We start from the raw sequence: 17477 nt of genomic DNA on the forward strand, positions 1-17477 counted from the left end.
TGGCCAACCAGACCGTTCAACTACTTTTTGATTCGTTTATAACAAATTTGATATCATAATATTTTATTATATACAGATTTTTACTCTTACATTAGCCTTACATTAATGTCAACCTTACATTAATACACACCACCAATTAACTTAAAATGAACAAATTAACATTCTTACCTGCGGTACTATTGGGGCTTTTTGCAGCTACTAACCTACACGCGCAAACAAAATTAACACTTGACTTAACCAAACCCGGTGTTAAAGTAAGCCCAATGCTTTATGGTTTAATGACCGAAGAGATTAACCACTCTTATGACGGTGGCTTATATGCCGAGTTGATCAAGAACCGGATATTTAAAGATAACCCAAATGCCCCCGATGCATGGAGCGTTGTAAAGGACGGTGATGCTAAAGCAGACATTAAATTGATAGCGGCCAACCCATCCAATATACCTGCTGACGAGCAACGCAATGCCATTAACGGCTCGCTTACTACCTGTTTAAGACTAACTGTTGAAAAACCCGGAACACGCGCTGGTGTTAGTAATGAAGGTTACTGGGGAATACCTGTTAAACCACAAACTACTTACCGTGCTTCTTTTTACATCAAAGGCGGCGGTACACCTGTACGCGGTGGCGGTGGTGGTGGCAATCGTCCTGCCCCGGCGCCAACCGGCCCGGTTATTCCTGACGAAGCTGCAGGACCTATCAGTGTAAGCATTGAAAGCAAAGACGGCAAAACTGTGTATGCCTCAGGCACTATAAACCTTGAGAAAAGCATTTTCTGGAAAAAATATTCATTAAAACTAACTACCGGCGCCGACTTTAAAGCCGTGCCCGATGCACGTTTTGTAATTTCAACCACCCGACCGGGTATATATTATTTTAACCTGGTATCGTTGTTTCCACCCACTTACAACAACAGGCCAAACGGTAACAGACCTGACATGATGAAACTGATGGTTGATATGAAACCTAAGTTTTTACGTTTTCCCGGAGGTAACTATTTAGAGGGGCCCTACTTAAATGATATGTTCCCGTGGAAGACTACTTTAGGACAGTTGGAAGACCGTCCCGGCCATAATGGATCATGGGGTTACCGCGCATCTGACGGTTTAGGGTTACTTGAGTTTTTAGAGTGGTGCGAAGACGCGCATATGGAGCCTGTATTGGCTGTTTATGCAGGATATTCATTACGTAATGACCATGTTGATGCAGGGCCATTATTAAAGACATATGTTGATGATGCATTAGACGAAATTGAATATGTAACCGGAAGCGTAAATACCTATTGGGGTAAAAAACGTGCAGAAAATGGCCATCCTGCGCCTTTTAAATTAACTTATGTTGAGGTAGGCAATGAAGATTGGTTTGATCGCACCGGAAGTTATGATGGCAGGTTTACGCAATTTCGCAATGCCATAAAAGCAAAATATCCTAAACTGCAAATTATTTCGACCATTGCCGATGCACAGTATCCAACCCAAAAAGTAACCTCAAGCCAGGTGGATGTATTGGACGAGCACTACTACCGTAAAAATTGGGATATGCAGTACATGGCAGACAAATACGATACCTATAGCCGTAAAGGCCCCAAAATATTTGTTGGCGAGTGGGCAACACAAGAAGGTTCTCCAACTACTAACTTAAACTCAGCATTAGGCGATGCGGTATGGATGACCGGGATGGAAAGAAACTCTGACCTGGTAGTAATGTCATGCTATGCGCCGGCATTTACTAACGTGAATACAAACCCCAGGGGATGGCAATGGAATTGGAACATGATAGGCTATAATGGTCTTACCAGCTATGGTTCGCCTGCCTATTACGCTCAAAAAATGTTCAGCAACTATTTAGGTGATAATGTAGTTAATACTGCTGCTCAAAATTTACCTATGCATACCAGGCCCGCTACACGCAGAGATAGTACAGCAAATACGCTTCCTAAACCTGTTCCGTCTATTTATTTTGTAACAACAAAAGATAGCAAAACAGGTGTTGTTTATTTAAAGGTGGTTAATACTGAAGCAAAAGCCCAGTCGATTACTATCGATTTAAAAGGCGTTACCAAATTATCGCCTGAGGCTACATTGGTTGTACTAAAAGGCGACAAGCCTGAAGATACAAATACCATTGATGACCCGGAACATATAGTACCGGTTACATCCAAAATAAAAGGAATAGCCAAAACGTTTACACGTGAATTTGAACCATATTCTATAAGCGTGATACAGCTGCAAACGCAGTTAAAGTAAAATAAGCAATTCTTTAAATTTATGATTGATAACCCTGTTTCTATATAAATAGAACAGGGTTAATTTTTTAACTAAATTTGAATAACCAATAACCTGTTTAAACCTAAGTATATGAATTTTAAAAGAACATTTTTATTATTTGCAACTACCCTACTGCTTGGTGCTGCTTACGGCCAAACCAAAGATTTTCATCAATGGGCCGCTACCCCGCCTATGGGATGGAACAGCTGGGATTGCTTTGGGCCAACAGTAGTTGAAAGCGAAGTAAAAGCCAATGCCGACTATATGGCAAAAAACCTAAAAAAATCGGGCTGGGAATATGTGGTTGTTGATATCAGGTGGTATGTGGGTAATGATAAAGCACATGGTTATAATCAAACTAATCCTGATTATGTATTGGACGAATATGGCCGTTTTCAACCTGCTGTTAACCGCTTTCCATCTGCCGCAGGCGGCAAAGGGTTTAAACCATTAGCTGATTATATACATGGCAAGGGTTTAAAATTCGGCATTCATATCATGCGTGGCGTACCTGTTGAAGCGGTAAAGCGCAATTTGCCTATTATGGGCAGCAAAGCCACCGCTAAAGATATTTACAGCACCGAGTTACAATGCAAATGGTTAAAGGATATGTATACCGTTGTGGCCGGTCGTGAGGGTGCACAGGAATACTATAACTCGCTATTTAAACTATATGCAGCCTGGGGTATAGATTTTATTAAGATAGATGATCTTTCGCGCCCGTATCATACCGGCGAGGTAGAAATGATACGTAAAGCAATTGACGGCTGCGGCCGGAAGATTGTTTTAAGCACATCACCCGGCGAAACCCCTATCGCATCGGCACCACACGTGCAGCAACATGCCAATATGTGGCGCACGGTTGATGATTTTTGGGATAACTGGCCAATGCTAAAGGATCACTTTAATGTTTTTGAGCGTTGGAACCCTTACCGCATTGCCGGCGGCTGGCCGGATGGAGATATGTTACCACTTGGCCATATAGGTATTAGGGCCGAGCGTGGAGACCCGCGGATGAGTGCATTTACTAAGGATGAGCAATATACTTTAATGACTTTATGGTGCATGTTTCGTTCGCCATTAATGTTTGGTGGTAATTTGCCGGATAATGATGCCTTTACTTTATCGTTATTAACTAATAACGAGGTATTAGCTATACTTAATAGCAGCGCAAACAATAAACAATTGTTTAGAAATATAAATGCTGCATGCTGGGTAGCTGATGACCCTAAAACCGGTGATAAATATGTGGCATTATTTAATATAGGTGATGAAGCTGGCGACAAACCAATCAGTGTATCATTAAAGGACCTTGGGTTAAATGGCACTCACAAAGTACGCGACTTATGGAAAAAAGCAGATATTGGAACAGTTACAGGAACACTTACAAAAAATATAAATAAACATGGAGCGGGGCTATACAGAATTTCGGCTAAATAAATTAAAACCAATGATCAAACAATCTTTCGCAGGCATACTATTAATTACAGCATTATCTGCTACTGCACAGGTAACAACCAATGCCAAACTACAGGAATTTAAACTTCAGGATGTAACATTACTACCCGGCATATTTAAAAGTGCCGAGACTACCGATTTGCATTATATAATGGAGATGAAACCTGACCGGTTATTGGCACCCTACCTGCGCGAGGCCGGTTTAAAACCAAAGGCCGAAAGCTATGGCAATTGGGAAAACACCGGGCTTGACGGACACATTGGCGGGCATTATTTAACCGCCCTGGCATTAATGTATGCATCAAACGGAAACAAGGAAGCACTGACACGCTTAAATTATATGATTGATGAGCTTAAAAAATGTCAGGATGCTAATGGTGATGGTTATGTAGGCGGTGTACCCGGGAGCAAGGAATTGTGGGCAGCCGTGAACAAAGGTGATGTTGACGCTATCAAGAAAAAATGGGTGCCATTTTATAATATCCATAAAACTTTTGCAGGGCTGCGTGATGCTTACTTATACACAGGCAACCAAACCGCAAAAGCCATGTTTATTAAGTTTGGCGATTGGTTTGTTGATATGTCAAAAAAGCTGACCGGCCAGCAAATTCAGCAAATGCTGCAAACAGAGCATGGCGGCATAAATGAAACACTGGCTGATGTTTATGCACTAACCGGTGATAAGAAATACTTAACCGCAGCTTACGCTTTTTCGCATGAGGCAGTTTTAAAGCCATTGGAAGCCGGAGAGGATAAATTGACCGGGCTGCATGCCAATACACAAATACCCAAAATTATTGGTTTTAAACGCATAGCTGATTTAAATGATGATAAAAACTATGAAAAAGCCGCTGAGAACTTTTGGGATAATGTAGTAGAACACCGCACAGTGGCCATTGGTGGTAATAGTGTAAGCGAGCACTTTAATCCCATAAATAATTTCTCTTCGATGATCAATAGCGTTGAGGGACCTGAGACTTGTAATACTAACAATATGCTTAAGCTAACCACCGCGTTGTTCTTATCCGACCCGAAGGTTAGCTATATGGATTATTACGAACGGGCATTGTATAACCATATACTATCATCACAGCATCCGGGTAATGGTGGTTTTGTTTACTTTACCCCTATGCGCCCGGGCCATTACCGGGTGTATTCGCAACCGCAGGAGGCTATGTGGTGCTGTGTAGGTACAGGTATAGAGAATCATGCCAAATATGGCGAATTAATTTACGCGCATGATAAAAATGACCTGTATGTAAACTTGTTTATTCCATCAAAATTAAACTGGAAACAAAAAGGTGTAACAATTACCCAACAAACAACTTTCCCTGAAGAAGAAAAAACCAATTTAACCATTAACGAAGTTAAGGTCGGAAGCACTTTCGCTATAAACGTGAGGTATCCATCATGGGTAAAACCGGGTGGCTTTAAAATTTTAGTAAATGGAAATGAGTTTAAAACATCGGCACAACCTTCAACTTATGTCGCGATAAAAAAGGCATGGAAAAAAGGCGATGTGATAACTATACAATTGCCTATGCAAACTAAGATGGAGTTACTACCGGATGGTTCAAACTTTGAGGCTGTAGTACACGGGCCGATAGTTTTAGCTGCAAAACTTAACGAAAATGATTTAACCAGGTTAATGGCTGATGATAGCCGGATGGGGCATGTTGCACCGGGCAAACAATATCCTTTACAGGAAATGCCTATGTTTGTAAGTAGTAATACTACTGATGATGCCTCTTTAATAAAACCAATTGCCGGCCAACCACTAACCTATAGTGTTTCAGGGTTGGTTTACCCGGCTAAATATAATTCGCTAAAACTTATTCCGTTTTACAAATTGCATGATTCAAGGTATGTGATATACTGGGAGAAGGAAACACCTCAAAGCATTATCCCTATACAACAAAAACTTGCCGAAAGTGAAGCCGCTGCAGCTAAGTTAAGAGCAATGACAGTAGACCTGGTAATGGCTGGCGAACAACAGCCGGAATCTGACCACTTTATTGAAAGCGACAACTCAACAACAGGACTTAACCGTACTATGCATTACCGTAATGCTAAAGGCTGGTTTAGCTATAATTTAATTGATAAAAATAAAGAGGCGTCGGCTTTACGAGTTACCTATTTTGGGAGAGACAGAAACAAACAGTTCTCCATATTGATCAATGACAAACCATTAGCCAAAGTAGCCCTTGATGGCAGTAAGGGTAATGACTTCTATACTGTTGATTATCCTATTACAGAAGACCTATTAAGATCATCGAATGGTACATTAAAGGTTAAATTTTTAGCTGCTGACGGATCAACAACAGGAGATATTTATGAAGTAAGGCTGATGAAGAAATAATTCATATTTGCACCTATACTATAAGCATAAAAAAAGGGCCCCAATTGGGGCCCCTTCCTCATTTAACCATTTATTTAACCTTACCTTTTATAATTAATAGCCTGGATTTTGTTGGCCTTTTAGTTTTGGATTCACATCTATTACAGATTGCGGTACAGGGTTCATGTACATTTTGTCAGTAAATTTGTAGTTACGACCTCCAAGTACAATTTCCTCATATTTCCAAACTCCACTATTGTCAGCAGGTACTGTATTGGTGATTTTCATTGCGTGTAAATCAACGCTCAGTACATCTTTAGCTGTTTTCCAACGCATAATGTCATAAAAACGCTTTGCCTCGAAAGCAAACTCTATACGACGCTGTTCTCTGATCTCCTGGCGCATTTCGGCCTGAGTCATACCTGCAGGTGCATCGCCAATGTTGGTAGAAGGGCGGTTTCTTACCAGGTTTAACGCTTTATAAACACTTGCATCAGGGCCAACAGCTTCATTTTGAGCTTCAGCATACCCTAATAAAACTTCTGCAAAACGATAGTATACGTAGTTTTGACCACTTTGGTTACCACCTTCAGGTGCCAGGTTGTTTAATTTCTTTTTAAAGAAATATCCGGTGTTGGTATTATCGGTTGATCCAAAATCTATCTCGTTTTTAGAAGGTTTAACCTTATCAATACGAGTATAGATAACATCTGCAGTAGGCATCCAGTCTTGTTTGTATGTAGCACCGTCAAATACTATAAAGTCATAAAAACGTTGCTCACGACCAACATAAGGATGTTGCGGGTCATAACCTGATGTTGGATCAGTTATACGTTTACCGTTTGCCATTCTGTAAGTATTTACCAGTTCCTGAGTTGGGTTATAGTTACCCCAAGTGTGATATACACCCAAGATCCAAACCGGGCCGCCATATTGGTCAACGTTGTTTTGCATCTGGTTATTAGGGCCACCGGCACCTGAAACTTGTTGCCTGTCCCAAATTACCTCAGAGTTATACTCATTAGCTACATACCAAAATTCGCTCATTTTTGGAAACAAGCTATATTGTGTATAGGTATCCATAAACTTTTTAAAGGTAGCGGCAGCGGCTGCCCAACGTGCAGTGCTTGGAGTAGCAAAATGTACAAAGTTACCCGGATCAGGCAGTACATAACCTCCTGCTGAGTTAAACAGCGGGCTTGCAGCATAAAGCTGTACCCATCCCTTAACCATCATTGCTGCACCTAAAGTTGCGCGGCCCGCATCAGCATTGCCATTGTTGTATTTAACAGCTAATTTGTTATTAGTTATAATAGCATCCAATTCGTTAACAATAAAATTAAAGGTTTCTTCAAAAGTACTACGCGGGTAGAATATTTCAGATCCATCCTGATTGTTAAGGGTTTTGGTAATAATTGGCAAACCACCAACGTGCTGCCATAACATGGCATACCAGTATGCTCTTAAAAACTTAACCTCGTCTAAACGTTTAGCAGCCCACGCAGCGCTAAAAGCATTGCCCTTATTTTCAGTAACTTTTTCTATAAAAAGGTTACATCTTCTTATACGATGATAGGTCTGATCCCATGCAGCATAATGAGCATTGTTAAACGCACTTCCACCCTGAAAATCGGCTTGCGGCACACCACCGGCTGTAGTTGGGTCAACAATACCTTGTCTCCACTGCCATGAGCGCCAGTAAATACCGCCATCATTATCATCTGTAAAATTGTCCAGATAATCAGGCGTATTATGCATTGCCGTTAATTGTCCATACATGCTATTCAGAAAGATGTCTGCATTGGTTTCTGAGTTCCATTGCACATCATCACCTATGGTTGACTTATTGATATTTTCATTAAGATATTTCTTACATGAAAATGTTGTTGTAAGTGCGGCAACTAAGGCCACTTTTACTAAAAATCTTGTACTTCTCATTTCTTTTTTAATTAAATAACATCCATTAAAAAGTTGCATTTAAACCAAATGTCCAGGTTTTCTGTATAGGCCATGCAGTGTCTTGATTGCTTAGCTCAGGATCAGTAAACTTCATTGAACTGAAGGTTAGCAGATTTTGACCCGTAACGTATAACCTAACCGATTTTATTTTTAAAGCCCTAACTACTGATGAAGGAATAGTATAACCTAAAGTAGCTGTTCTTAACCTTAAGTAGCTGGCATCTCTTAACCAGAAAGTAGAGTTCTGTGTATCATTGGTGTAAGGCGCTGCCGATGTACGCGGATATTTAGCGTTCAAGTCATTTTGCGGCGTCCAACGATTGTTGTAAAACTCATAACCTGTGTTACTGCTATTATTGCTAAATGGAACAGTCAAGAAATTTTGCACTCCAATTGATGTTTTTGCTGCGCCCTGGAAGAAGAAACTTGCATCAAATCCTTTCCAGTTGGCTCCTAATGTAAAGCCGTAAGTAATTAATGGTTGAGGATTATAACCAATAAAGGTTTCGTCATTGATATCTATTTTACCATCTGGTACGCCATTTGGTCCTGAAATATCCTCATATCTAACGTTACCCGGTCGTATAGTACCCCATGTAGTGGTTATGTTGTAACCATCAGCAGCGTCTATTACACCGTCGCCATTTTTATCATCAGATAAGTGGAATAATCCCAAAGATTTGTAACCAAATTGAGCACCATTTTGACGGCCTGTTCTACGACGATTAGGGTTATCGAACGTAGCAGCACTTTCATAAACTTGTAACAATTTGTTATTGGCATAGGTAAAGTTACCATTTAAAGTTAACTGCAAACCATTGCTAAACCTATGTTGTGTGCCTGCAGTGATCTCAATACCTGATGACTCCATATCGCCACCGTTAACGCGTGATAAACCAATACCGTATTCTCTTGAAACGACCGTTAAAGGATCAACAAGCATGTTTGATCGCCTTTGCTTATAAACGCCAACTTCAAAATTCAGTTTGCCGTTAAATAAGCTCGCATCTATACCTAAATCTGTTTTTGTAGCAACCTCCCAGGTAAGCAATGCGTTTGCCTGGTTATTTGGGAATGAACCCTGTACAAGTGTACCACTACCGAAAGCATAATTATTATTATTTAAACCATACGAATCTTGCCACTGGAAGTTTCCACCAGGTACAAGGTTACCGGTTTGGCCCCATGATCCTCTTAATTTTAATGAGTTTACCCAGGTTATTTTCTTCATGAAGTTTTCATTACTCATTATCCAACTTGCAGAAAAAGCAGGGAAATACGCATAACGTTTGCCGGGTGCAAATCCAAAGTGTCCGTCATAACGACCGGTAGCCTCAATGGTATACTTATTATCGTAGGTATCACTAACACGATAAACATATCCTATCTGGCTACCAGTGCCTGAGTTACCTCCGATTGTGTAGTCATTTTTATTTGAACTACCAAATTGTAACTCATCAATATCTAACGCGTAGTTGTTAATGCGGGCGCTAAAGTTATTGTTTTTGTTGTTCCTTGCTTCGGCCACTACTAAACCTGTTATTTCGTGTTTACCAAAACTGCCATTATAGTTTAAATATCCCTGGTAGGTAAAGTTTTTGCTTCTGTTAAAACGTTCATCCAGGTATGTATAAGCCACTAAGCCCTCTGATGTTGAAGCGGCCTTGCCATACGTATAAGGCGTAGTATTATAATTTACAGTATAGTAGTAAAAAGGTTTATGATACATTTTTTGATACTGAGTTTGCGGATCATAACTCACAACACCTTTAATACTTAAACCTTTTATAGGCAATTTTTGGGTTAAGCTTGCAGTCATTAATTGTTGGTCAAAATTGCTTCTGGTATAACCTCCAGACTGTAGCGTAGCATACGGACTTAAACCATTAGATGCACCCCATAAACCATTGCTGAATTTATAAGGATCTGTTGGAATATACTTGTAAGTAGAACGCAATAAGTTAGTTGGCTGATGACCAGGGTCAAGGCCACGATCTATTTCGCTTGAACCGTTTATCGATATTTGGAAGGTTGTAGTATTGGTAACCTTAGCTTCCAAATTCATATTATAAGTATAACGGGTATAATTAATTTGTGGGAAAGCTCCATCCTGATAAAAGAAACCCAGGTTAGTATAGTACTTTATCCTATCAGTACCACCACGTACCTGTACATTGTGACTTTGCATAGGGACATTCTTTTTAATAATGTCTGTAGGGTTGTTACGTGGATAACGATCAGGATCTGCTTTGCTGTTTGCATCCCAGTTATTGATCTTATCGTCAGAGTGTATGGGTGGTTTTCCGACATTAGAAGGTACATTATAAAACGCCTCGTTAACCAAACGCATATAATCCTCTGCACTTAAAACATTAGGCAGGTAAGTACTATTTTGAATACCGTAAAAAGAATTTAAAGAAATAGCTGGCGCACCTGTTTTACCTTGTTTGGTAGTAATTAAAATTACACCGTTTGCACCACCTAAACCGTAAGGAGCAGTGGCAGCCGCATCTTTTAATACAGTTACAGTTTCAATCGCATTAGGGTCAATCTGGTTAATGTTGTCGCGTATAACGTTGTCAACAACAATTAACGGCGCGTTATTACCCTGGGTATTAACACCACGAACTGAAAATTGAGTATTACCAAAACTGCCAGGACGGCCACCGTTTGATTGACGACCTACAACACCGCTTACCCTACCTAAAATGGAGTTACTAATGTTAGGTACCGGTGCCTGTAATAATTCTTCGCCTTTAACGCTGCTTATAGCACCTGTTACTGATCCTTTCTTTTGTGTACCGTAACCTACAACTATAACTTCGTTTAATGATTGAGAATCTGGGGTTAATTTAACACTAATGCTTGTCCTTCCGGCAAGATTAACTTCCTGTTGTTCAAAACCTATATAGCTAAACACCAAAGTATTTACATTATCAGGTACGCTAATTCTGAAATCACCTCTTTCATTAGTGGTTACACCAGTGGTGGTACCTTTAATAGAAACACTAACACCAATTAATGGTTGTCCGGCCTCATCAGTAACGTTACCTGTTATGGTCTTATCAATAAAATTTTCTATTGTTAATTCCTTACCATTGGCCGCTGTTGCATTTGCAGGCAAGGCTGTGATAGATATTTTATTATCAATTTGTCTAAAGCTAAGCGACGTATTAGATAGCAATGCTTTTAAAACATTGGCGATTGACTGCTCTGAAGAAGCATAGGTTAGGTTTTTTATGCCCCTTACATCTTTATTAGAATAAATAAAGCGGTAATTGCTTTGCGCCTCTATTTTTTTTATTGCATCCAAAAGCGAGCTGTTTTTAAGTTCCATCTTAACTTTTGTTTGCTCTATACTTTGACTCTTTACCGGATTTGCCGAAAGCAACTGAAGAGATGTGGTTAGTACTATAATAGATACTATACATATTCGCATAATCTTGCCAGTTAATGAGTTTTGGAAAATTCTTCCAAATTTTAACGGAATGTAACAATACCGTGCTTCTGCAGAATTTACAGAAATTTTCATAATTTTGATTTGTTTTAAGTGATCTAAATCCCCATTTCTTATGGGGCATAATTTAAAACCATGTTATTGCTCGATTGCAGTCGGTCAATAACGGCCTCTGAATTCATTCCCTGGGAATGATTCAGAGGTTTTTTTATGGCGAAGTCTTGAACTTCTCTTCGCCAAAAGTGATTTGGAATTTCGCTAAGTAAGTTTCTGTCATGTTTAGTTATTAAGTGAATTATTGATTTGCTTATTTCCAATAGTTACGATATTATTTTCTTTATCATAGCTATAAGTAGTATTATTATACTGGCTCAGAATTTTTAATACATGCTCCAAACTTTCGTTATACTGAAATTCTGTTGTAAAACGGTTAATTTGCAGTTTAGGGTCTATGCATTGTATTTCTACTTTATAACGCTCTTTCAATACTATTGAAGCTTCTTCCATAGTAACATCGTCTAACACAAGGTCTTGTCCTTGCCAGCAAGTAAATTCAGCAGCAGCAACCTTCTTTACTTGTGAATTAGCCCGAACCTTATTAAATACAATTTGTTGATTAGGCGTTATAGTTCCAAAAACCTTGTCCTTATCACCAACGCTAACCTTTCCGCGCGTAACGGTAACTACTATAAATTTGTCTGTGTTTAATGCTTTAACATTAAATGCGGTTCCCAGTACGGTAGTTTGAAGTTTTCCTGTATGTACTATAAAGGCTTTTTTATCATTATGTTTAATATCAAAATAGGCTTCTCCCTCTAAATAAACTTCACGCTTTTTAAGCCCATCAAAAGATGAAGGGTAAGTTAATTTACTACCTTTCATCACTATGGCTATACTTCCATCCGGTAAATGAATTAAACGATTATCGCTTTTCTTCATAATAACTACCTTGGCAATTTGCTGTTGAGGTTGCGCTAAAAATATAGTATAGGTTAGTAAAAACCCTGCAATAACAGCAGCCGCCGCAGCGCTTATATATTTAATTTTTAATATACGGGCTGTTTTAGTACGGGTGCGTAATTCAATTCCTTGTTTAATACCTGTGCTTATCTGATCCTTTATCTGTTGCTTTTCGCCATCGAATAATTCAATTACATCGGGCTCAAACTCAAATAGATTGTAATAACTAAATAAAAGCTGCTCCTCTTCGGGCGTAGCGTTTCCTTTAATGTGTTTACGCACTAATTTTATAAAATAGCGTTTATGCATTTTTGAAAAAAATAACAGACTGGGTGAAAGTCATAATTGGTTATATATATGACCTTCAAATTGAAGATATTCCCGACCTGGATGAAACTTTTTTTTAAAACTTGTCCGTATAGAATATAATGGCAAGTGTAAGAAGGTGGATCAGAGATAATTTTAACTGATCAAAGGCCAGGCTTAACTGGTTTTGCACTGTTTTTTTGGAGATGCCTAACTGATCGGCAATATCAGCGGTTGATCTATCTTCATGAAAACGCATACGAAAAATAGTTTTTCGCTGCTGTGGCAATGAATTTAAAAGAGCTTCGTATGACTTGAAGAACTCTTTCCATATTAAATTATAATCTGCCTGCAGATAAGTTGCAGGCAGATTATCTAACACTTCAAAAAATGGATGGTCATGGGATTGCTTCGCTAACACTTTAAATACCCTGTTACGAACAGCAATATTTAGATAGGCCGGAAAATTGTTTATAACCAATGTTTCCCTTTTAACCCATACATGTATAAAAATTTCCTGTATTACATCTTTTGCCTGATCCTGATCCTTTAAGCGCTTATAGGCCGCATTATAAGCTACAGACCAATATTTTTCATAAAGCAAATCAAAAGCAGTTTCACTGCCCTCGCTAATTTGTTGCAGCAACAAATTATCATCCATTAAATAGGGCGAGTTCAATTTGGTCATGAATAGTTTTTTGTCAGGTTATAATCTTGGTTTCTCTTTGACAGATATAAAGATATGCCAAAAAAAACAATACCTATTAAAATATTATTAAAATATTATTTTAAAGCACCGATAGGCAACACGGTTTTTCCATAAACTTCATTTAATACATTGGCAATTCCTGTGTAAATTGCTGAAGAACCACAGATAATACCTACATAACCTGCAATATGCTCAATATCTTCATTACCGGTTGCTTTGGTAATAGCCAATAAAGCAAACAGGATGGTTAGAGATAAGAAAACGAATTGCAACGCGCGGTTAAGCCTTAACGTGCCAAAAAACAACAGGAAAGTAAACACACCCCATACAGCTAAATAAGCGGCAAATGCATTTGGCGGGGTGGCAGCTACCCAACCCAGTTTAGGCATTACAATTAGTGCTACTAATGATAGCCAGAAAAAACCGTAAGAGGTAAATGCTGTTAAACCAAAAGTATTATTCTTCCCGGCTTCAATTATTCCGGCAATTACTTGTGCCAATCCACCATAAAACAAACCCATGCCTAATATCATGGAGTTAATTTCAAAAAAACCGGCGTTGTGAAAATTTAATAAAACAGTTGTCATACCAAAGGCGCATAGCCCCAGTGGTGCAGGATTCGCTAAGTTATCCTTAGTAGTTTCGCTCATAATTTTGTTTGTTAGGTTATGGTTTATAATTAGTTGTTTATTTATAGCATCCAGATGCAAGAACCAAGAATCAGGATATTTATATCCTGTCTTCCCATCTTAATTCTTGTCTCTTGATTTTCGACTCATAATTTTCCTTTATAAAGCCCCTTCTTTAATCTCATCAACAACAGCCGGATCAAGTAAAGTTGAGGTATCGCCCAGGTTACTGGTATCGCCCTCAGCAATTTTCCTTAATATACGGCGCATAATTTTACCCGAACGTGTTTTAGGCAAGCCGGTTACAAACTGTATTTTATCGGGCTTGGCAATAGCGCCAATTATACGCGCTACGGTCATCATAATATCCTTACGGGTTAATTCATCATCACCATGTTTATTAGGGCATACCACAAAGGCATAAACGCCCTGCCCTTTTATATCATGCGGATAACCTACTACCGCCGATTCAACTACACTGCTATGCATATTAATAGCATTTTCAACCTCGGCAGTACCAATACGGTGGCCCGATACGTTCAGCACATCATCTACCCTGCCGGTTATGCGGTAGTATCCATCTTCATCGCGCAAGCAACCATCACCGGTAAAATACATGTTTGGATAAGTTGCAAAGTAGGTAGTACGGCAACGCTCATGATCACCATAAGTAGTACGCAGCATCCCCGGCCATGGGAAACGTATACATAGATTACCGCTTACACCGTTACCTTCAATTTCGTTTCCATTTTCATCAACCAAAACTGGCTGCACACCCGGTAAAGGCAAAGTAGCATATCCTGGTTTAAGTGGGGTTACGTTAGCTATGGGCGATATCATAAACCCACCGGTTTCTGTTTGCCACCAGGTATCAACAATTGGGCAATTGCCATGGCCTATCTTTTCATCAAACCAATGCCATGCTTCCTCGTTTATTGGCTCGCCAACCGAACCCAATTTAGTTAATGAGCTTAGATCCTTTTTTTGTAATACCTCATCGCCAAAACTCATTAATGAGCGTATAGCGGTAGGCGCGGTATAAAGAATGTTAACTTTAAATTTCTCTACAATTTCCCATAAACGGCCAGGGCTTGGATAAGTTGGTATACCCTCAAACATTACCGAAGTTGCCCCTTGTGTTAACGGCCCGTAAGCGATGTACGAATGGCCCGTGATCCAGCCAATATCCGCTGTACAGAAATATATTTCACCCTGATTATATTGAAAAGCAGTTGCAAATGTATAGCCGGTATAAACCATATATCCGCCGCAGGTATGTACCACACCTTTAGGTTTGCCGGTTGAGCCTGATGTATACAAGATAAATAGCATATCCTCGGCGTCCATTTCTTCAGCGGGGCAGTCCGGATTTCCCTGGGTTTCAACCTTTTTTACTTCGTCTTCCCACCAAACATCGCGACCCTTAAACATGGCTATAGGTGTACGGGTACGCGTAAGTACAATTACACGCTTTACTGATGGGCTTTGTACCAGCGCATCATCAATTATAGATTTTAGTGGTACTTCTTTTGTTCCACGAAAACTACCATCAGCAGTTATCACAATATTACATTGCGCATCCTGTATCCTATCAGCAATTGATTGAGCCGAAAAGCCACCAAATACCACAGAGTGTATAGCCCCTATCCTGGCGCAAGCCAATACGGCAATGGCTAACTCGGGCACCATTGGCATGTATATACAAATACGGTCGCCTTTTTTAGCGCCATTGTTTTTAAGCACGTTTGCAAACTGGCAAACTTTAGCATGTAATTGGCGGTAAGTTAATATCCGGTGATGCTCGTTAGGGTCATTAGGTTCCCAAATAATGGCAGGTGTATCGCCAATAGTGTCCAGGTGACGATCTAAACAACTTTCGGTTATATTTAACTTAGCACCCTTAAACCATTTAACCTTCGGTTCTGTAAAATTCCATTCTAATACCTTATCCCATTTTTTCTTCCACACAAAATTTTCTGCAACACCTGCCCAAAAATTCTCTGGTTGTTCTACACTTTCCTTGTACACTTTATGGTACTGTTCAATAGATGTTATTTTCATTGATGGATATTCTTTATTGAAAAGCTATTTGTAAGTGTACACATAAATATGCCACTATACTATTATATGTCTGTTTTATAATTGGTGGTTAAATATTGTATAAACAATTGATTTTTACAAATAAAAAAGCGCTGATGTTAATTCAGCGCTTTAGTATGTATATTATATACTTCAATATCTATGCTGTAGGATAATAATTAATTATCTGTTGCATTACATAATTTGCAACCTTATCGCAACGTGTTAAATGAAAATCAAATAAATCTGCGGATTTATAATAATCATTTAATTGCGAACGCAAAATAATTTTAGCGCGCATTAGCCTGATTTTTACATTAGATTCTTCAATGTCCAATATATCCATAGTTTCTTGTGTACTCATTTCTTCAACCTCACGCATAACAAATACTGTACGATATTTTTCAGGAAGCGAAGTTATGGCCGATTCTAGCAGCCCCTTTAATTCTTTGTTAATTAAACTTTTTAATGGTGTATGCATATCTCGTTCCATGTTTTCTTTGCCTGAAAGTATTTGTTGTTGCCTTATTAATTTCCTTTTTCGCAGTATACATTCATTAATTAATATCCTTGTTATCCATGTGCTAAATTTAGCTTTGTTGTTAAACTTTGCTAAGTCACGATAAGCATTTATATATGTGTTTTGCATAATATCTTCCGCCTCCATGTCATCACCTATAAAAGACATGCAAATGCGAAACATACGTACGTTTAACCTCCTTATTAATACTTCGTATAAGTGAATATCGCCGGCAACAACACGTTCAACAATATCCTCGTCGCTTAAATTATCGGTAATTACAAATCTTGAACTCATTTAAATAAACATTATATACAATAGAGTATTGCTATGATAAAAGGGTTACAATTTTTGTAACCCTTTAAATCCGACTCCTCTCTAACAATAAATTTAATCATAATTATGGACGAAAAAAAAATCACCCAAGTTCAAACGTTACTTAAATACACGTATGGACTTATCCCCATTGCTGCCGGGGCCGACAAATTCACCAACCTGTTAACTGATTGGTCGCAGTATTTGCATCCCTCACTTGCTGGCATTTTACCTTTTAGTTCGCATGCTTTTATGTTGATCGTAGGTGCAATAGAAATTGTTGCGGGTATACTAGTGTTGATCAATCCTGCAAGAGCGGGTTATTTAGTATCTGCCTGGTTAGTGTTAATTGCCCTAAGTTTGCTTGCAAGTGGCAAATACCTCGATGTTGCCGTGCGTGATATAGCTATGGCTATTGGCGCTTACTCACTTGCGCAAGTATCACAGGCTATAAAGAAAACCGCCATATAACTAAAAAAC

11 protein-coding genes are annotated in these 17477 nt (G+C 39.0%); 4 read left to right on the forward strand and 7 right to left on the reverse strand.

Annotated elements, in window-relative coordinates; genetic code table 11:
* Positions 1-146 precede the first annotated feature (146 nt).
* The 3 genes from ACYVJ6_RS09610 (at position 147) to ACYVJ6_RS09620 (ending at position 6084) form a co-directional block, all read left to right on the forward strand.
* The gene (locus ACYVJ6_RS09610) at positions 147-2246 is read left to right on the forward strand and encodes an alpha-L-arabinofuranosidase C-terminal domain-containing protein (protein ID WP_460693842.1); all 2100 of its coding nucleotides are present in this window, start codon (positions 147-149) and stop codon (positions 2244-2246) included.
* A gap of 111 nt (positions 2247-2357) precedes the next feature.
* The gene (locus ACYVJ6_RS09615) at positions 2358-3707 is read left to right on the forward strand and encodes a glycoside hydrolase family 27 protein (protein ID WP_460693843.1); all 1350 of its coding nucleotides are present in this window, start codon (positions 2358-2360) and stop codon (positions 3705-3707) included.
* 10 nt (positions 3708-3717) lie between these two features.
* Positions 3718-6084, forward strand: a complete 2367-nt coding sequence (locus ACYVJ6_RS09620; protein ID WP_460693844.1) for a beta-L-arabinofuranosidase domain-containing protein — start codon at positions 3718-3720, stop codon at positions 6082-6084.
* A gap of 93 nt (positions 6085-6177) precedes the next feature.
* On the opposite strand, the gene ACYVJ6_RS09625 is transcribed toward ACYVJ6_RS09620, so the two are convergent.
* From ACYVJ6_RS09625 to ACYVJ6_RS09655, 7 genes are all read right to left on the reverse strand, one after another.
* Entirely contained in the window at positions 6178-8001 is a 1824-nt protein-coding gene (locus tag ACYVJ6_RS09625; RefSeq protein ID WP_460693845.1) for a RagB/SusD family nutrient uptake outer membrane protein, read from the reverse strand.
* Positions 8002-8026: 25 nt separating this feature from the next.
* A complete protein-coding gene (locus tag ACYVJ6_RS09630; protein ID WP_460693846.1) occupies positions 8027-11554 on the reverse strand; it encodes a TonB-dependent receptor in 3528 nt (1175 codons plus the stop codon).
* A 204-nt stretch (positions 11555-11758) separates the two neighbouring features.
* Positions 11759-12748, reverse strand: a complete 990-nt coding sequence (locus ACYVJ6_RS09635; RefSeq protein WP_460693847.1) for a FecR family protein — start codon at positions 12746-12748, stop codon at positions 11759-11761.
* A 94-nt stretch (positions 12749-12842) separates the two neighbouring features.
* A complete protein-coding gene (locus tag ACYVJ6_RS09640; protein WP_460693848.1) occupies positions 12843-13433 on the reverse strand; it encodes an RNA polymerase sigma factor in 591 nt (196 codons plus the stop codon).
* Between the two features lie 95 nt (positions 13434-13528).
* Complete coding sequence (locus tag ACYVJ6_RS09645) at positions 13529-14104, reverse strand: acetate uptake transporter (RefSeq protein ID WP_460693849.1); 576 nt, start codon at positions 14102-14104, stop codon at positions 13529-13531.
* A gap of 138 nt (positions 14105-14242) precedes the next feature.
* On the reverse strand, positions 14243-16144 hold the full coding sequence (gene acs / locus ACYVJ6_RS09650; protein WP_460693850.1) for an acetate--CoA ligase: 1902 nt from the start codon (positions 16142-16144) through the stop codon (positions 14243-14245).
* 178 nt (positions 16145-16322) lie between these two features.
* The gene (locus ACYVJ6_RS09655) at positions 16323-16979 is read right to left on the reverse strand and encodes a sigma-70 family RNA polymerase sigma factor (RefSeq protein WP_460693851.1); all 657 of its coding nucleotides are present in this window, start codon (positions 16977-16979) and stop codon (positions 16323-16325) included.
* A 105-nt stretch (positions 16980-17084) separates the two neighbouring features.
* Here ACYVJ6_RS09655 and ACYVJ6_RS09660 point away from each other — a divergent pair, with 105 nt between their 5' ends.
* The gene (locus ACYVJ6_RS09660) at positions 17085-17468 is read left to right on the forward strand and encodes a hypothetical protein (RefSeq protein ID WP_460693852.1); all 384 of its coding nucleotides are present in this window, start codon (positions 17085-17087) and stop codon (positions 17466-17468) included.
* Positions 17469-17477: the final 9 nt, after the last annotated feature.

Source organism: Mucilaginibacter puniceus, assembly GCF_054783175.1.